This window comes from Occallatibacter sp. (assembly GCF_049582745.1).
Classification (GTDB): Bacteria; Acidobacteriota; Terriglobia; order Terriglobales; family Acidobacteriaceae; genus Telmatobacter.
In genome coordinates this window covers 38,772-55,895 of the sequence record NZ_JBAUUO010000170.1, presented here as the reverse complement: position 1 = coordinate 55,895, position 17,124 = coordinate 38,772, and the positions used below count along the sequence as shown (strand labels likewise).

15 protein-coding genes are annotated in these 17,124 nt (G+C 59.2%); 6 read left to right on the top strand and 9 right to left on the bottom strand.

The features are described 5' to 3' along the window. Window positions 1–86: 86 nt before the first annotated feature. The 5 genes from gltX to ispD all read right to left on the bottom strand — a co-directional run bounded on the left by gltX (window position 87) and on the right by ispD (window position 5,967). Window positions 87–1,577 carry a glutamate--tRNA ligase gene (gltX, locus tag WCA10_RS23940; protein WP_472825061.1) on the bottom strand — a complete coding sequence of 497 codons (1,491 nt, stop codon included), beginning with the start codon at window positions 1,575–1,577 and terminating at the stop codon, window positions 87–89. 63 nt (window positions 1,578–1,640) lie between these two features. Continuing rightward, window positions 1,641–1,967, bottom strand: coding sequence for a hypothetical protein (locus WCA10_RS23935; protein ID WP_472825060.1), 327 nt, complete (start codon window positions 1,965–1,967; stop codon window positions 1,641–1,643). 341 nt (window positions 1,968–2,308) lie between these two features. Beyond that, a complete protein-coding gene (locus tag WCA10_RS23930; RefSeq protein ID WP_472825059.1) occupies window positions 2,309–4,348 on the bottom strand; it encodes a PP2C family protein-serine/threonine phosphatase in 2,040 nt (679 codons plus the stop codon). Window positions 4,349–4,615: 267 nt separating this feature from the next. Then, window positions 4,616–5,233 (bottom strand): 2-C-methyl-D-erythritol 2,4-cyclodiphosphate synthase, encoded by a 618-nt coding sequence (ispF, locus tag WCA10_RS23925; protein ID WP_472825058.1) that lies wholly within the window; start codon window positions 5,231–5,233, stop codon window positions 4,616–4,618. A gap of 32 nt (window positions 5,234–5,265) precedes the next feature. Beyond that, the gene (gene ispD / locus WCA10_RS23920) at window positions 5,266–5,967 is read right to left on the bottom strand and encodes a 2-C-methyl-D-erythritol 4-phosphate cytidylyltransferase (RefSeq protein ID WP_472825104.1); all 702 of its coding nucleotides are present in this window, start codon (window positions 5,965–5,967) and stop codon (window positions 5,266–5,268) included. Window positions 5,968–6,135: 168 nt separating this feature from the next. Between ispD and WCA10_RS23915 the strand changes: the two genes are divergently transcribed. Then, entirely contained in the window at window positions 6,136–7,791 is a 1,656-nt protein-coding gene (locus WCA10_RS23915) for a tannase/feruloyl esterase family alpha/beta hydrolase (protein WP_472825057.1), read from the top strand. A 32-nt stretch (window positions 7,792–7,823) separates the two neighbouring features. Here the strand turns inward: WCA10_RS23915 and WCA10_RS23910 are convergent, their stop codons facing one another. Genes WCA10_RS23910 through WCA10_RS23900 form a run of 3 tightly spaced genes read right to left on the bottom strand, consistent with a single transcriptional unit; the run spans window position 7,824 to window position 10,835 of the window. Further along, a complete protein-coding gene (locus tag WCA10_RS23910; RefSeq protein WP_472825056.1) occupies window positions 7,824–8,294 on the bottom strand; it encodes a GNAT family N-acetyltransferase in 471 nt (156 codons plus the stop codon). Next, complete coding sequence (locus WCA10_RS23905; protein WP_472825055.1) at window positions 8,266–10,491, bottom strand: hypothetical protein; 2,226 nt, start codon at window positions 10,489–10,491, stop codon at window positions 8,266–8,268. Before WCA10_RS23905 ends, WCA10_RS23910 begins: the two co-directional genes overlap by 29 nt. Next, a complete protein-coding gene (locus WCA10_RS23900; protein ID WP_472825054.1) occupies window positions 10,491–10,835 on the bottom strand; it encodes a PadR family transcriptional regulator in 345 nt (114 codons plus the stop codon). Before WCA10_RS23900 ends, WCA10_RS23905 begins: the two co-directional genes overlap by 1 nt. Before the next feature lie 47 nt (window positions 10,836–10,882). On the opposite strand from WCA10_RS23900, the gene tilS reads away from it, so the two are divergent. The 4 genes from tilS (at window position 10,883) to WCA10_RS23880 (ending at window position 15,726) form a co-directional block, all read left to right on the top strand. Then, complete coding sequence (tilS, locus tag WCA10_RS23895) at window positions 10,883–12,379, top strand: tRNA lysidine(34) synthetase TilS (protein WP_472825053.1); 1,497 nt, start codon at window positions 10,883–10,885, stop codon at window positions 12,377–12,379. A gap of 269 nt (window positions 12,380–12,648) precedes the next feature. Next, window positions 12,649–14,571, top strand: a complete 1,923-nt coding sequence (gene ftsH / locus WCA10_RS23890; protein ID WP_472825052.1) for an ATP-dependent zinc metalloprotease FtsH — start codon at window positions 12,649–12,651, stop codon at window positions 14,569–14,571. A gap of 344 nt (window positions 14,572–14,915) precedes the next feature. After that, window positions 14,916–15,362, top strand: a complete 447-nt coding sequence (locus tag WCA10_RS23885) for a TA system VapC family ribonuclease toxin (RefSeq protein ID WP_472825051.1) — start codon at window positions 14,916–14,918, stop codon at window positions 15,360–15,362. A 130-nt stretch (window positions 15,363–15,492) separates the two neighbouring features. Continuing rightward, on the top strand, window positions 15,493–15,726 hold the full coding sequence (locus WCA10_RS23880) for a sigma factor (RefSeq protein WP_472825050.1): 234 nt from the start codon (window positions 15,493–15,495) through the stop codon (window positions 15,724–15,726). Here WCA10_RS23880 and WCA10_RS23875 read toward each other — a convergent pair. After that, a complete protein-coding gene (locus WCA10_RS23875) occupies window positions 15,665–16,171 on the bottom strand; it encodes a MarR family winged helix-turn-helix transcriptional regulator (RefSeq protein WP_472825049.1) in 507 nt (168 codons plus the stop codon). The genes WCA10_RS23880 and WCA10_RS23875 overlap by 62 nt on opposite strands. Window positions 16,172–16,238: 67 nt before the next feature. Here WCA10_RS23875 and WCA10_RS23870 point away from each other — a divergent pair, with 67 nt between their 5' ends. Then, window positions 16,239–16,925, top strand: a complete 687-nt coding sequence (locus tag WCA10_RS23870; protein ID WP_472825048.1) for a hypothetical protein — start codon at window positions 16,239–16,241, stop codon at window positions 16,923–16,925. Window positions 16,926–17,124 lie beyond the last annotated feature (199 nt).

The following is a 17,124-nucleotide window of genomic DNA, read 5'->3' as shown; positions in this document are numbered from 1 at the left end:
ATTTTTTGCAGCTCTATGGCACGACTGAAGTCGTGCCCTGACGCTTCTAGCGCTCCATCCGGCTTCTAGAGATTGAAGCCAGCGATTCAAGCAAGCGATTGAAGGTGTTCTATGGCCTGGTGGATGCGGGTGAGGCAGACGTCGCGGCCCAGGACGATCAGGGTTTCGAAGAGCGGTGGCGCGTTTTTGCGTCCGCAGACGGCTACCCTGATGGGTTGGAACATGGGTCCGGCTTTGAGGCCGAGCGAGGCCGCAGCATCGCGCAAAGCTTTATCGAGCGAATCGTGATCGAACGGAGTTGCGGGCAGAATTTCGAGCGCGGTTTGAAGAACTCTGCGGGCGAGGGCGGCATCGCCGGACTCTTTCTTGCTGATTTGCGGGATCAGTTCGGCGGGGTCGTAGGGCGGGAGCTGGTCGAGGAAAAAGAAGTCGGCGGCGGAGACGGCGTCTTTCAAAAACTTAATGCGTTCGCTGATGAGTGGGGTGACGGCCAGCAGCTTGTCGGCTGGGGCGTCGAGGCCGGCTTCGGCGAAGAAGGGCTGGAGCCTGGCGCACAGTTGTTCGATGGGAAGGGCGCGGATGTGCTCGCCGTTGAGATGGACAGCCTTGGCATCGAAGGGATCTTCCTCCGTGAAGTTGACGACGGTGTTGGAGCGGTTGACGTTTCCGAGGGTGAAGGCGGCGGTGAGTTGTTCGAGAGTCAGGAACTCGCGGTCGTCTTTGGGCGACCAGCCGAGAAGGCAGAGGAAATTGATGAAAGCGTCGGGGAGGAAGCCGGCATCGCGATAGGTGGTGACGCTGACGACGGGGCCGTGCTTACGTTTGGAGAGCTTGGTGCCGCCGGGGGCTACGAGCAGAGGAAGATGGGCGAACTGGGGCGGGTCGACACCGAGACCTTCGAAGATCAGCAGGTGCTTAAAGGTGTTGGTGAGGTGGTCCTGCCCGCGAATGATGTGGCTGATGCGGAGGTCGGCGTCGTCGACGCAGGAGGCGAGATGGTAGGTCGGATTTCCGTCTGAACGAAGCAGAGCAAAGTCTTCGACCTCGTCGGCGAGTTTCGACTGGGCTCCGTAAACGGCATCTTTGAAGGCCAGGGTGCGATCGATATTGCGGGGGACTCGATAGCGCAGGGCGAACGGCTCGCCGGCAGCGGCTTGGCGGTCGCTCTCTTCGCGAGCGAGTTCGCGCATGCCGGGGTTGAAGAGCCATGCCCCTTGCGAACTCGATGCTTCACCTTCGGCGGCGTGTGCGGGCGTGAAATCGCGATAGGCGAGCCCCTTGGCGAAGATTGCCTGGGCTGCTTTCCGATGCAGGTCCAGGCGTTCGGATTGCTTGTATTCTTCGTCCCAGGAAAGACCGAGCCAGCGGAGTCCCTCAAAGATGGACTGGACGCTTGCGTCGGAATTCCGCTCGACATCGGTGTCGTCGAGGCGCAGCACCATGGTGCCGTGATTGTGGCGGGCATAGAGCCAATTGAAGATGAACGTGCGCGCGCTGCCGACGTGGAGAAAGCCGGTGGGCGAAGGCGCAAATCGAACCCGGGGAGGCAGAGATTGTGAGGGAGTCAGATCCGGCATCGTTTCGGTTGCTTTCCAATGACGATGCTAGCATCTGCTCCCCGGCGCATCAGGCGGCCCGTCTCACGCCGGAGGTGTATACGGCGGCGGCGGCGGCGGAGGATACGGTGGCGGATATCCAGCCTGCGGCGCTGGAACAACCTTCCACTCGGCGAATGCCAGTACATACAGCAGCACCAGCGTGCCCAGTGAAGGTATCAGGCACAGCAAGCAAAGCCACGGCGAGAACCCCGCCTTCTTCAGGATGAACCAGCACGGAATCATCACAATGGCAATCGTGACGATGATGATGATGGGAATGATCGCCATCATCGCCATCACAACGTGCTGAATCATTTCAGGACTGGGCTGATTCGGGGTGTCCTGCAACAACATCGCAAGCAGATGCATACACGTACTCCAAAGATGGAATAGAACTCTGAGCCAAGCTACGTCGAATCACCGGTTTTCGCAATCAGTTTCTTTTGAGGGAAGTGCAGATAGAATTCGGGAGCAAGCGCTACGGCCTTTGCGTGGCTGCGGAAAAGGGCGAGATTTGCGAGATAGGCAGGAAAAGAATGTCGCAGGGGCTAAAGCCCGCACTGATTTTGTACCATTTGCGGCACGACTGAAGTCGTGCCCTGACGCTTCTCGGCCCGTTCGAGATAGAGTGGCTCCCTTGGGACTTTTCACCAGGCTGTGAAGTCGTGCCCTGACACACGTCGGTCGCGCGACCAGGTTCCGCAGCTTCTCTATGCGACTTCGGATTTCATCGGCGGGGTAGCGGAGATCTCGCCCTCTTTTTCTTGCGCCAAGCGTGAGATCGAGACCACGGTAATGTCGTCTTCCTGGCCGAAGATCTCCGCTGCCTTTACGATGAACGCGGCGGGCAAGTGGCTGATGGAGCGCGCGCGGTTGAATCCGAACAGCTCGTTCTTCGCGTTCTTGGCTTCGATTACACCATCGGTGATGACCAGGAGGCGGTCTTTCTGCTTCAGCTGGATGGTCACCTGGTCAAAGGTGGTGGAGGGATTGAGCCCAAGCGGCAGGTTGCCGGTCATCGTGAGTTCCTTGCCATTCAGGTACGGGGCAATGTGACCGGCGTTCGCGATGATGGTTTTGCCATCCGCGCCGATTTGCATGGCGACACAGGTAGCGTACGACTGGCCGCGACCACACAACCGGCGGTTCAGCGCTTCCAGAACTACGTGCGGCTCATAGCTTGTTTCAACAATGGTGCGAATAGCCCCGACAATCAGCGCCACCTGCATGCCTGCCTGCAGACCTTTGCCGGTCACATCGCCGAGCAGAATCAGAACCCCGCCGCGCCCGTCCGGCAGGATCTGGAAAAAGTCGCCTCCCACCTGCTGTGCGGGCTTGTACTCGGTCTCAAGCACATATCCAGGAATGGTGGGAATCGCTTCGGGAATGAGCAACTGCTGAATCTGCCGCGCCTGATCGATCTCCGCCTCCCACTGTTGCCGAAGCTTCAGCGACCGCAGGAAGCGCCGCATCAGCAGGATGGTGATGATATTGAGCGATACGACGACTGCGATCTGGCTGATTCCTACCGCCATTCCAAACGGGAAGAAAAGCAGCGGCACGTGCAGCACCAGCAACTCCTGCTGGTAGAGCGAAACGATTACCAATCCCACGGCGGGCATCGCCAGCCCGGCGCCGGTATGATCCTTGCGCATGCCTTCCCATGCCACCCAGAGCAGCAATCCGCCTAGAAGCAACTTGATGAAGACGGTCAGCGGCGAAAGGAGTGCAACCGAATGGACGTGGATCACGCGCCCATAGAGAGGAGCGCGCAGCATGGCGATGGTGATAGCCAGAGCCAGCGTGAAGCCCCAGACCATCCTGTGCAGCCGCGGCATGCGGCCCATCCGGAACCAATAAGCCCAGAAGATGATCCAGAGCCCGATGACTCCGGGAACGAGAATGGCATCGGTCAGGAGGAAAAAAATGGTTGCGGGAACGATCGCCGTGTAGCTTCCGATCAGGGTAACGATGGTCTGCAGTGCAACGCCGGCGCAAGCCAGAGCGAGCCAGAGGTAAGCCTTCTCGTTGCGATCGAGCCAGAACAGGACCAGCGCCACCGTGATGGCCAGCAGCAGCACGGCGAGCTCGAGGAATCGGCTCATCTGGGATCGATTGACAGAATCCCAATCGAGCCGGAGCATGCGCTCAATCGGGCCGGCCTGACCCAGAATCGGTGGTCCGTGCAAGCCGCCCGCATCCGGGTTTGTCAGAGGAGTCGAGGGGTCCATCCACACGCGGATAGCGATCGTGGCCTGCCCGCTTTTGATTCCCCTGGACAACGCAAAAGTGCGCGGCAGCGTGAGGTACGTCGTTACACCGTCCCGCGTGAACTTTCCGAATTGCCCCACCAATTCTCCATTCACGAAGACCTGGTAGGCGTCGTCGACGTCGTCGGGCATCTTGATTTCCAGACCGCCCTCTGAAAGTCCGGGATCGTATTGAACATTGACCTTCAGCCGGTACCAGGCGTATCGCGTGTATCCTGCGTCGCCCAGTGCCGTCCATCCGGGTACGAAGCCGCTGGTGCCCAGAAACGGGTCGTAAGAACCGGCCGGCGGCGTCAGATCCATCGAAGACCAGCCGGCGTCGTTGTAGTCCGGCTGCGCCCACTCCATGTTGTCGCCCTTATGAAACTTCCACGGGCCGGTCAAATCCACGGTCGAAGAACCGAGGACAACCTGTTCTGCCCAATGCGAAACCTGTGTCGGGGCTGTTTCGGCTGTGGAAGGATTGCCGCTCTGGGGCACAGGTGAGGAGTCTGCGCGAAGGGCGCAGGACATCGTGCCAAGTGTAATGGCCGCGACGAATATGGATATCTTCGTGCTTGCTACCGATAACCGAAACACGCGCATCTGGGAAGTGGCCTCGCCCCACCGAGGTCTTTCATTCTTCGGCCCGATTGGTATGCCGGGAGGATACGCGGTTCAGCCGCGTTCCAGCAACACAAATTGACCACCTGGCTTGTGCCGACAATATCTTGTCACTTGCGACCGGCCTGTCGGGTCGTATGGCTGCTAGGTGATGTCTTCTGTATCGTACACGGGAGTGGTGGGCCGTTTTTTCGGCAGTCCATGAACGGAAGCGAGCAGGTCGTCCACGACATCTTCAAGCTGCTTCTGGCTTTCGATCACGGCGCTCATGCTTTTCAACTCGTCGGGTTCAATTGAGCGCTCCACCAGCACCACCGCGTGGCACTGCGCGACGTGATCCAGGCCGAGGCCTTCCGGCGTCTTGGCCTTGATGCTGACCTGTTCCATTTCGATCCCCAGCAGGTCGGCCACGGTGGATCGCATTTCGCCGGCGACGGGCGCAATCTTCGGCGCATTCATGATCAGGGTCGTATCCACATTCACAATGCGAAATCCCGCGTGCTGCAACTCTTCCATCGCGAGTTTCAGGAAGATGGCGGAATTCGCATCCTTCCAGCGCGGATCGCCTGGCGGAAAGAAGCTGCCGATATCGCCGGCGGCAACAGCGCCCAGTAGCGCGTCGGTTACGGCATGCAGCAGCACGTCGCCATCGGAGTGCCCGGCAAGGCCTTCGGGATGATCCAGCGTCAAGCCGCCGATGCGCAGCGGTATTCCCGCCTTGAACGCGTGGGAATCCCAGCCAAATCCGATTCGTGTTTCCATGGTCTCCGTGCCTGTTGGTGGTTTCGCCGGAATCAGCGAGCGCGCTGGTGGAGGTAGAACTCCGCAAGTTCCAGATCGCCCGGCTGCGTAATCTTCAGATTAACCTGAGAACCGTGAACTACGGCCACTGGAAATCCGGCGCGTTCCACGACTGAGGCTTCGTCGGTCCCTACAAACCCGTCCGCCATGGCGTCTGTCATCGCCTTATGCAGCAGTCCAAAGCGGAATCCCTGTGGTGTTTGCGCCTGGACGATAAATTCGCGCGGGATCGTTGACGTAACGATTGCACCATGGGCGGTGCGTTCGACCTGCTTGATGGTGTCAGTGGCCGGCATGCCGACAATGGCGGCGCCGTGTTCGATGACCGCGTCGATGGTCCGGTCGATCGTCGCGACGTCGATAAGCGGCCGCACGGCATCGTGAATGAGAACCACGTCGTCCGGGTTCGCGTGGATGGCATTGAGGGCATGGAGCACCGATTCCTGCCTGGAGTCTCCGCCCTCGACCACGTGGACCGGATCGGCGAAACCATATTCGGCGATCTGCGCCTGCACGCGTTCAAGCTCGGTTTTGCGGACGGCGACATAAATCGCCGTGACGCGCTGGACTGCCGCAAAGGCGCGCAGCGAATGGATCAGTATGGGGATGCCATCGAGCGAAAGGAATTGCTTGGGCTGCGGACCGGCCATGCGCGTGCCGAGTCCTGCAGCGGGAAGAATTGCGAATACCTGCATACCGGCTGGAGTATATCGCATCGCGCGCAGGGAACTGCATTTAGCTTCAAAGCAGAGGTTCATCGCTCCGGCGAACCTGGTCGGTCAATATTTCGTTTCGATCTCTGCAGATCGGCATAGAATGATCGCGTTCCCGATTTATTTCTGATTCAGCAAAGGATGAGCACAATGCGGATTCTTTCGGTTCTTTCTGTTTCAGCCTCTTTGCTTTTGAGCAGCCATTCCGTCATCGCAGCATCCGCCGGTGAAACGCAGGTCCAGAGCGCCGCGCCGGTTTCGAGCGAAAGCTGCGAGCGTCTCGCTTCGCTCGAACTTCCGAACGCGAGCATCACGATGGCGAAGGCGGTGGCCGCAGGTACTTTTGTTGGGCCGCCAGAGGAGTTCACCGGGCGAGACTTGTCCGCCTTCTACAAGCTGCTGCCCGCATTCTGCCGCGTAGTGGTGCATGCCAGGCCCAGTGCCGACTCCGATATCGTAGTCGAACTCTGGATGCCGCTCTCCGGTTGGAGCGGCAAACTTGAAGGTTTGGGAAATGGTGGTTTTGCCGGACAGATCGCTTACGAGGGACTCGGTGGAGCGATGTTCCATGGGTCCGCGGCTGTTGCCACCGACACGGGCCATTCCGGCTCGCCCATCGATGCCGCGTGGGCCATGGGGCATCCAGCGAAGATTGCGGACTTCGGACATCGCGGCATTCACGAGATGACGCGCGTGGGCAAACTTGTCGTCGAGAAGTTCTACGGGTCGGGAGCGAAGCGCTCTTACTTTATCGGGTGCTCCGATGGAGGCCGGGAAGCATTGATGGAGGCCCAGCGCTATCCCGCTGATTATGACGGCATCCTCGCCGGCGCGCCCGCCAACTACTGGACAGGACTGCTTTCAACGGCGGTTGTCGATCTGCAGGCACTGACTGCAACACCAGAGAGCTTCATTCCTCCCGCCAAGATTTCAGTGATCGCCAATGCGGTGCTTGCTGCGTGCGACAAACTCGATGGCGCGGCGGATGGCATTCTCAATGATCCTCGTCAGTGCCATTTCGATCCCGCTTCGATTGAGTGCAAGGCCGGTGAAGCTACGGACAAGTGCCTCACCGCACCGCAGGTTGCGAGTCTCAAGGCGATCTATGCAGGTCTGCGGGACGCGAGCGGCAAACAGATATTCCCTGGATATCTGCCCGGGGCCGAAGAAGGCCGTGGAGGATGGGAGACCTGGATTACAGGGCCGGCGCCGGCGAAGAGCGCACAGGCCTTCTTCGGCATCGGCTATTTCTCAAACATGGTTTATGAGAAGCGGGGATGGGACTACAAATCGTTCGCAGTCGACAGCGGCATTCAGACGGCGAAGGATAAGACGGCTGGCGCGCTCGATGCGGTCAATGCCGACCTGACGCCCTTTCAGGCTCGCGGCGGGAAGCTGATCTTGTATCACGGCTGGAATGATCCGGCGATCCCGGCATTGAATACCGTCAACTACTACAGCGAGGTGCTCGCGAAGATGGGGCAGACGAATGCGGATTCGTTTGTGCGGCTGTACATGATTCCGGGGATGCAGCATTGCGGCGGAGGAACCGGCCCGGATGATTTCGGGCAGTTCGGAGTATCGGGGCACAACGATCCGCAGCATAACGCGTTTGTCGCACTGGAGAACTGGGTGGAGAAGGGGACCGCGCCGGGAAGCTTCATTGCGAGCAAACATGCGGGCGGCGCACCAACAGGGGCCGTCACGATGACGCGCCCACTGTGCCCTTATCCGCAGACGGCGGAGTACAAGGGCAGTGGCGACCCGAACAGCGCCGAGAGTTTTGTCTGCTCGGCGAAAAAGTAGAAGCGCCGGCGAGTGCGAGCGGTGGACGCAGGCTACTCGGCGGGGTCGCCGATGTACAGCATTTCGTTGCTTGAGGTGAATCCGAGCTTTTCGTAGACAGGCTGCCCTTTTTTCGACGCATGCAGCGCCACCACGCGAATACCGCGGCGCCGGGCTTCGTCCATGCATTCGCTCATGAGCGCCTGCGCGAGCCCGCGTCTGCGATACTCCGGCTCCACGAAAACGTTCAGCACGTAGCCGCGCTGTTCTCCGGCAGGATCAAGAAAGTGTGGCGCCCAGTCCAGCACCAGCAGGCCGGCCGATGCGATATCGCGATTACCGTCGCCGATGATGAAGCCAGCATATTTGCCGCTGGCGAGCATGCGAAGGACCCATGGTTCGAAGTTTCGTCCCATCTCTTCTAATACCGCGGGCGGTGCGCTGTCTGCATCGGCAAACATTGCTTTGCGATGGCGCGTGATCAACCCTGCATCGTCAATCGTGGCTTTCCGCGTATCGAGCATGAATCGAGTATAGGGAAACAGGACCGCTGCCGGCACTGGTTGCAGATCGGCGTGGCAATAGTTCGAACTGCTGAATCGCAATCTTGGGAGCTACGAACGCGTGCTCAAAATCCGGCAGAAACATCACGGTAATCTCATTGAACTTGCGCAGCGGCGCATGGGACGGCACGGAAAAGCGAACCGTCTCGTGAGCCGGGGATTTCTTGACGGAGAAATGGTCGAGGTCGGTCGACAGAACCGGCTGCTGTCCGAGGTACATCGTTCGCTTCGGCGACGATTCTTCGTCCGTGAGCAACACGCCCAGGGAAACGAGGCCGGCTTTGTTGTCGCGATTCTCGATCTCAATCTCGATCTCGCGGCATCGCGCGATGGGGATGGATCGCGCCAGCTTCTGATGTGCGTTCATTACCAATTCGACAGCGTTATTCGATTCGACGTCTTCGCTGGTGGGGGTGCCGTGCGCGACGTGGGCATCGGGCCCGGGCCGATTCGAAGGCGGCTGCAGAATCCAGTATGGGCCATCAAAACGAATGATGATGGGCCGCTTTGAACCGGGGGCGAGCCAAGAATCCTCTACAGCGAGCGGCGGCACGATCTCTTTCTTTTCAGGATAGGGCCAGAGGACGATGCTTTCGAACCCACCAGTTCCTGTGCTGGAGAGAGATGCCTTCGTCTTGGCCTGCACGGTCGTTGATGCATGCGCTTCGGTGTTTACCGCCGCGCTTGCCGGCGCGAATTCATTATTTCGATGGGCCAGGCCATCGAGCAAAGCCCACATGGTCAGCAGAATCGCGGGAACAGCGGCGGTCGCGACCCGGGTCACCGCCCGCTTGATTTGAACCTCGCGCTCGAAGTCCTCACGCCGCGGCACGGTATTCTGCCATGCAAAAATGAAAGCGCTCATTGCAAGCAACAAGGCGGCGGTGTAATTGGAACGGGTCGCAAGCGCCGCGCCTGTCGCAAACAAGCTGAGCGCGATTACATAGCCGTGCACCTCAAAAGGAGGCCGAGAGAGCGACTCCGCAAACAGGTCCCCTTGTTCCCATCGCAGTGTCTGCGGCTGAGCCGGGACTAATACAAAATATGTGGCGCTTCGCAAGCCTTTCGACAGGATGAAAGCACCAACCATGGCGACAAACGCCGTTGTTGCTGAAACCTGCTCTGCAAACAGCATCATGGCGGGCACCCACATCCATCCTGTGGTGCAGGTCAATGCAAATAACGAGAAGGGTATGGGCGATCCTTCGCGAAGCGGGCTCGCGGGACTGATCCAGTAGAGCCACGATCCCGTGACTCCGCCGAGTGCTCCGATTGCCACAAACATCATCGCGTTCACAAGGAGCGAACCAAAATCAACGGAGTGCGAATCCGGTAAGCGGCAAAGAAACACTGCCGCGATCATGGAGTTCACGAGCCCAAGCGCGACCATGAACGCGAAAAAGCGCTTAACTCTCGTTGGATCCGATATCAAAGTAACCGCAACTGCGTTCGGTTCCGTTGGGGGCCAATCCGGAGTGGAATTGGCGAACAGCGGGTTTTCATTGCGCCTGATGCGGTGAACTGTTCCCCAGAGCGCAACCACCATGGTGACAAAGTAGGGAATGCGAATGAGGTTCGGCAAAATTCCCAGATCCGCGATTTGCCCCAAGAATGTCGATGCAAGCTGTGCGCGCGCGAGACCTGGCAGCGAATACCAATACAAGTTCGCGAGCAGGAAAATAGCGCCGTTCGCCAGCGGCAAGATCAGCGGGACAATCCAGAAGGCGCGAAGCAGGTCCTTTTGTGGGACGGGTTTCTTGAGAAGAGCATGCGCGAGCTGATAGATCAGTAATCCGGCCCAGAGGAACGCCGCATGTAGAACGATCCAGCCGATAAGAGCCAGGGGCAGCCAGAGCGGTCCGAATATCTGTTCACCCTTATCGAAATTCCGAGAAGTATCGATTCGTTCGAGAGTCGCGTACCACACCGGGGAAAGCAACGACCAAATCAACGCAAAGACGAGGACGGGTCCACGGGCGTAGAGGTTGCCGTACCACGAATGAACGCAGGCGGCAGTGACTTGCCGCCAGTACCAGGCGTTGGAACGGCCGAGGCAGAACACTTCAAACAGGTCGCCGTCGAGCGCCTCATCGCGATCACCGGCTGTCAGGTGCCTCAGCATCCAGGTGGCAAGCGGCGGAGGTTCTCTACGTCTCATCAGCTCTCCTGCGGCACATCCATCTTCAGGTCGGGAATCGTCTTCCAGAGGCGCGTCAGTACGCGGCGGGTCTCGTGTACCTGGCGCAGTCCTTCCCTGGTAATGCGGAAAAAGCGCTTTGCCTTGCCGCCGCGCTCCGGGGTGGGATCGCCGAGCATGGACGTGATCAGGCCCTTGGCTTCGAGGCGCTCCAGCGCCGCATACACGCTGCCCACCGCAACATCTTTGCCGCGGTATTTCTCCAGCTCGCGGGAGATCGGGACGCCGTACGCATCCTCACCAAGGTGAATCACCGCGAGGAGAAGCATCAATTCCAACTCACCGAGATAGCTTCGCTCCGACATTAACTCAACAATAGCGAATAAATCATGCTCGCGCAATGGAAATTCCGATGCAAAGACCTCTGTCCCCGGTGTGGGCGCGGGTGCACTATCATCCTCTCGTGCAATCAAAGCCGACACTTCCGCTCGACACAACCCTGCTGAAGCCCGGCATGCGGATTGCCGTGGGGCTTTCGGGTGGCGCCGATTCCGTGGCTTTGTTGTGTGGGCTTGTCGATCGCAGCAGGGAACTGGGCATCGTGGTGCATGCCGCCCATCTGCATCACGGGCTGCGTGGAGCGGAAGCCGACGCCGATCTGGAGTTCTGTCGCGACCTGGCTGCCAGATTCGATCTGCCTTTCAATGAATCGCGCGTAGATACGGAAGCCGAAGCGCGCCGCGTGCCGCAAGCCCGCGGCGCGGAATTGGCCGATGCTCTTCCAGCGGACTCGATCGAAGGCACCGCCCGCCGCTTACGTTACGCGTGGTTTCGACAACTCCTGTCGAAGAGCCTGCCCGACGCAGTGGCGCTCGATGCGGTCGCCACTGCGCACACGCTTGATGACCAGGCCGAGACAGTGCTTGCGAAGTTTCTTCGCGGCGCGTGGACGGAAGGCTTATCGGGAATTCATCCAAGACTCGAATACCCGGAGGGCGCAATCCTCCGTCCCCTGCTCCGCACCACCCGCGCCGAGATTGAAGCCTTTCTGCACGCGCGCAATCAGCCCTGGCGCGAAGACTCCACCAACCGTCATCTCACCTTTACGCGCAACCGCATCCGGCACGAACTGCTTCCGCGGCTTAGCACCTGGAATCCGCAGCTTCGCGATCACCTGGCGCAGATGGCCGAACTTGCCCGTGACGAAGAAGCCTGGTGGCAATCGGAGGTCGCCCGGCTTGCATCGCAGGTCATTCTTCGCGGCCGTCCCGTTCGTGGCGGAGGCCGCGCCACCACGACGGCGGACGGCGTCGCCCTCGACATCGGCCGATTGAAGGCAGAGCCCGTCGCTTTGCAGCGCCGGCTGCTTCGCTTTGCCGCTGCGCAACTCGAATCCGCGCTCGATTATGGTGCGACCGAGGCGCTCCGCAGCTTGACGCTGATCGGCAGGGCGGGCCAGAAACTCGAGTTCGCCGGCGGCCTGCGCGCCGACCGTACCCACCGGGAAATTCGCTTGACCCGCACCCCCAAACCCGCTTCTGGCGACGCTCCGAGCAAAGTCGAACGGTACGAATGTGTCATCCCCGGGGAGGTGATCGCCCCTGGCTTTGGGTGCCGGATTTCGCTTGAGCCGGCGACCGGTTCCCGGGCATCCGCTTCTTCCGGCGGGAGCGGGATGAAGGCGGTCGTTCGCTCGTGGAAGCCCGGCGACCGGGTGCGCCTGCGCTACTCCTCTGGGCCTCGGAAAGTTAAGGAAGTGCTTGAGCGAATGAAGGTTACGGGCGACGATCGCGCCTGCTGGCCGGTCGTTGAAGTGGCCGGGAGGATCATCTGGATGCGGGGGGTGGAACTGGAGCCAGACCCGGAAGTGCGCGTTTCTGTCAGCGGACTGCCGCCTGTATCCGCTTAGCGGTTTCGCCAAACGGCAGATTTGGCTCAGGGAATTCCCGTTGACGGGGAGGATTCCCACGGTGTGGGGCCGTTCACTTCTTCAAACTTTATTCCGCTTCGGAGTACAATCTGACTTACTGCACATCCGCGCGGTAAGTGTGTTGTGTCTCCGTTCAAGAGAAGCTGCACTTTCTGTGACTTCAAGGACTGTACGGGCGTCTAAAGGGATGATGTAGGCGGTGTTGGAAGTTCTTAAGCGGCTTCTCCCCGCCGGGAAAGAGGATCCTGGTGAATTCGACCGTCAAAACGATCATGTTCTGGGTCTTTATACTGATCTGCCTTGTGCTGCTGTGGGGCGTTGTCTCGCACGGCAACCTCGGCGCGGGTAAAGACACGGAAATCAACTACTCCGAGCTGTACGACAAGGTGCAGCAAGGCCTGGTTCAGGACGCACAGATCCAGGGAACGGACCTTCGTGGGCACATGAAAGCCACGCCGAAGGAGCAGTTTCATACAACGGTCGGAGAATCGCACGAAGACCTCGATAAGGCGATGTTGGCCAACCACGTCAGCTTCGGCAAAAAGGACGCGCAGAACAATCTGCTGCTCCCGATCCTGTTCAACGTTGGTCCGTTTGTTCTGCTCGGCGCGATCTGGTTCTTCATGCTGCGGCAGATGCAGTCGGGCGGCAACAAGGCCCTTTCATTCGGCAAGAGCCGCGCGCGCCTGCTGTCGATGCAGCAGAAGAAGGTCACGTTCAAAGACGTGGCCGGCGTGGATGAAGCCAAGGAAGAGCTGAAAGAGATCATCGAATATCTGCGCGAGCCGCAGAAGTTCCAGAAGCTCGGCGGGCGCATTCCCAAGGGCGTGCTGCTGGTGGGGCCTCCGGGGACCGGCAAGACCCTGCTGGCCCGTGCGGTTGCCGGCGAGGCGAATGTGCCGTTTTTCTCGATCTCCGGCTCGGACTTCGTTGAAATGTTTGTCGGCGTCGGCGCAAGCCGCGTTCGCGACCTGTTTGAACAGGGCAAGAAGAATGCGCCCTGCATCATCTTCATCGACGAAATCGATGCGGTGGGCCGTCACCGTGGCGCAGGCCTCGGCGGCGGACACGATGAGCGCGAGCAGACGCTGAACCAGTTGCTGGTCGAGATGGACGGATTCGAGTCGAACGACGGCGTGATCCTGGTCGCCGCGACCAACCGCCCCGACGTGCTCGATCCCGCGCTGCTGCGCCCCGGCCGTTTCGACCGCCGCGTGGTGGTGGGACTGCCCGACGTGCGTGGCCGCGAAGAAGTTCTCCGCGTACACGTGAAGAAGGTTCCCGTTGCGGATGACGTCAACCTGAACATTCTTGCCCGCGGGACGCCTGGATTTTCGGGTGCCGACCTGGCCAATATGGTCAACGAGGCCGCGCTGAATGCAGCCCGCGTCAATCGCAAGCAGGTGGTGATGTACGACTTCGAACTTGCGAAAGACAAGGTGCTGATGGGCGCGGAACGCAAGTCGATGCTGCTTACCGATGAAGAGAAGCGCGTCACGGCCTATCACGAAGCCGGACACGCTCTGGTCTCGATCAAGCACGAGCACTCCGATCCCATCCACAAGGTCACGATCATTCCGCGCGGCATGGCTCTCGGCGTGACGATCTTCCTGCCCGGCGATCGCCACAACTACACGCGCGAATATCTCGAAGCGAATCTCGCTATCGCCTACGGCGGACGCACGGCTGAGGAGATTTTCCTGAACCAGATGTCGACCGGCGCGGGCAGCGACATTGAGAACGCTACCGACCTCGCCCGCCGCATGGTGTGCGAGTACGGCATGAGCCGCCTCGGTCCGCTGACCTTCGGCAAGAAGGAAGAGCAGATTTTCCTCGGCCGCGAGATCGCACAGCATCGCGACTTCAGCGAGGAGACGGCGCGGCAGATCGATTTGGAAGTTCGGCGCCTGATCGATGAAGCTTACCAGTCGGCGCACGGCATTCTCGAAGCGCACAAGGACGCGATGCATCGCATTGCAGCAGCCCTGCTGGAGCGCGAGACCATCGACGCCGAAGAGGTGAAGATGCTGATCGACGGCAAGGAACTGCCCCCGATGCGGAGCATCCTGGCTTCGCCCAGCGACGGCAGCGGCACCGGCGGACAGCAGGTGCTGAAGCCCGATACGCGCGGCGGCGGCGGCTTCCCGGAGGGATCGCCAAGCCCGGCGTAAGCCGCAATTCAGGTAAAACAAATCAGGGCCGCTCCTTACATTTGGGAGCGGCCCTGATTTGTTGCGGCGCCAAAGTGTCGTATGTTTAATTCGCATCTTGACATAAGCATGTCATCAATTCCATAATCATGTCATGCCAATCCGGACAACCGTCGACATTCCTGTTCCTTTGCACGACCGGCTTCGGCGGAGTGCGGAATCTTCAGGCACATCCATTCGTGCTCTGATTGTGCGTGCGCTTGAGCAGACCTATATGGACACTGGAGGGAAGGAACCGGTGACGGAACCCCTGGTGCGCGATAAAGGAAAACTGGGACCCAGGTTCCCGGAGGACGAGAACCCGCATGACCTTGTTTTTTCCTGATCTAAACGTGTGGCTCGCGCTCTCGGTTGGCGGTCATTCCCACAGTTCGGATGCGTGGGGCTGGCTCAGACATCTGCCGACAGATTCCAGACTGATCTTTTCGCGATACACACAAATCGGTTTGCTGCGCCTGCTGACCAACCCTGCCGTAATGGGCGATCAGACCCAGGTTTTAAGGAAGGCGTGGGCGGTTTACGACCGCTGGTTGCTGGACCCACGCGTCGAATTCTACCCAGAGCCGCGGAGCGTTGACGCCGAATTCAGGAAAGCAACCGAGCCATTCAGTTCCAAACCCGCCTCAAAGTGGGTAGGGGACTGTTGGCTTCTGGCATTGGCAGCAGGAAATCAAGCAGCTCTTGTAACGTTCGATAGAGCGTTATACGAGTTTGCACGAAAGCAAGGCCATTCCGCCGTAATTCCCGCGTGATTCAAGGCTGCGGTCGTCAATCCTGGCATCCATCGCGAGGGCCATCCGTTCCAGCGGACGCGCTTTTCTTTTTGCAGAAGAAATCTCTCACCGTAAATGAACCGAACACCACTTTCTCTCGACATAGGAAGTGTGGATCAAAACATTTCGCGGCATTCGCAAGCTGAAGGACCCTGGTTCACTGCGCTCGTGGTTGTATTCAATCACGCACGGGATTGCTATAGACGGAATTCGAAAGAGGTCCAGTTGCAGATCCTTGAGCTTCAGCTTCAATGCAGAATGGCGACAAACGGTCCTGATTCTCACGTGGACTGCGGATCGTCTTGCGCTGTGTTCGCGGCCGGGCGTCTGGATGCGCCGGTGAGCCGATATCCCGGATGGACTCCCCGCGTGAGTCCCTGCTGGTCGGCAATCCTTAATAAGAGGGAGCCAAGTGCGGCGCGCTCTTCGCCAGTGAGCGCGACAAGCAAAGCGTCCTGGTGCTCCCGAGCCACTTTCCCGATTTTTCCGAGGACCTCTTCTCCCTGCTTTGTTAGATGAAGCGAATACAAGCGGCGGTCGTCGGGGTTGGGTTTCCGCTCCAGGAAGCCCCGTTTTTCGAGGTTATCCAGAATCGCCACCAGGCGGCTCGGGTGGATTTTCAACCTGCCGGCAAGCTCCTGCTGGCTCGGTCCGGAGGCAATCCGCAGCAGGCGCAGAATGCCGGCGTCGGCCGGTGCCAGTTCAAGAACCCTCAATCTTTCAGCAAATTGCGAAGCGGCGTGCGCACCCAGTTGGGCGAGGAGGAACGCCGGTTCTCCTCTTTCCATTCTCTCGTGAGCCATCTCAAAATAATTATTACATATAATATTCATTTATGATAATAATGATTATGTTATGAAATCTATTCCCCGATTCCGTGGTCCTTCCATCGTCGTGTTGGCGTCAGTTCACATCCTGCTTTTTGTGTCCGGTCTGGTGGCAGGGTCGGTGCTTCGTCATGGCGCCTCATTTATCACCCCGTTTGCACCTGCCGAGCAGGTGCGCATGTTTTTCAACCAAAGCCCGATGGCAGTGCGGGTGAGCAGTTTCTTCCTCTTCGGCTCCGCAGTCCCCTTTGGCATCTATGCGGTGACGACTGTGAGCCGGTTGCGCTACATGGGCGTTCGCGCAGCGGGAACGAACATCACGCTACTTGGCGGACTTATAGCAACGATTGCATTGTTCTTTTCCGGTATTGCCGGTTGGATGCTTTCGGTGCCGGATGTCTCCGATTCGATCGCGGTCGTGAAGGCGATCTACTTTTTCAGTTTTCTGTGCGGCGGAGTCGTCTACGCAATCGGCTTCGGCTTATTCGCGGCGGGGGTATCGGTAACCAGCCACTTTACGCGGTTGCTTCCGCGCTGGCTCACATTCCTTGGAATTGTTCTCGCCATTACGGGAGAACTCACCTGGTTCAGTCTGATTGCCTTTCCGGCGAACTTCTTCATCCCGATCACGCGGTATGTCGGCTTCATCTGGATGCTGCTCGCTGCCATTTTGCTGACGAGGGGCCGCAAAGCAAATCCTGCATCGGCGGGGTAGAAGTTCTCTGTTTTAACCGCGACTATCTTCAGGGCAGCTCGGCCGCATGCGACCCGAGATACGGAACTGAGCAGCGGTACTGCGTCGAAACCCGACTATCCCTCGGCAAAAACCTTTCCACACGAGCACCTTGCCTTCGCGGATTCGGACTCTGGAAAGAGTCCGTGCGTATGCACATTTCCGCGAGTAAATCTCCAAG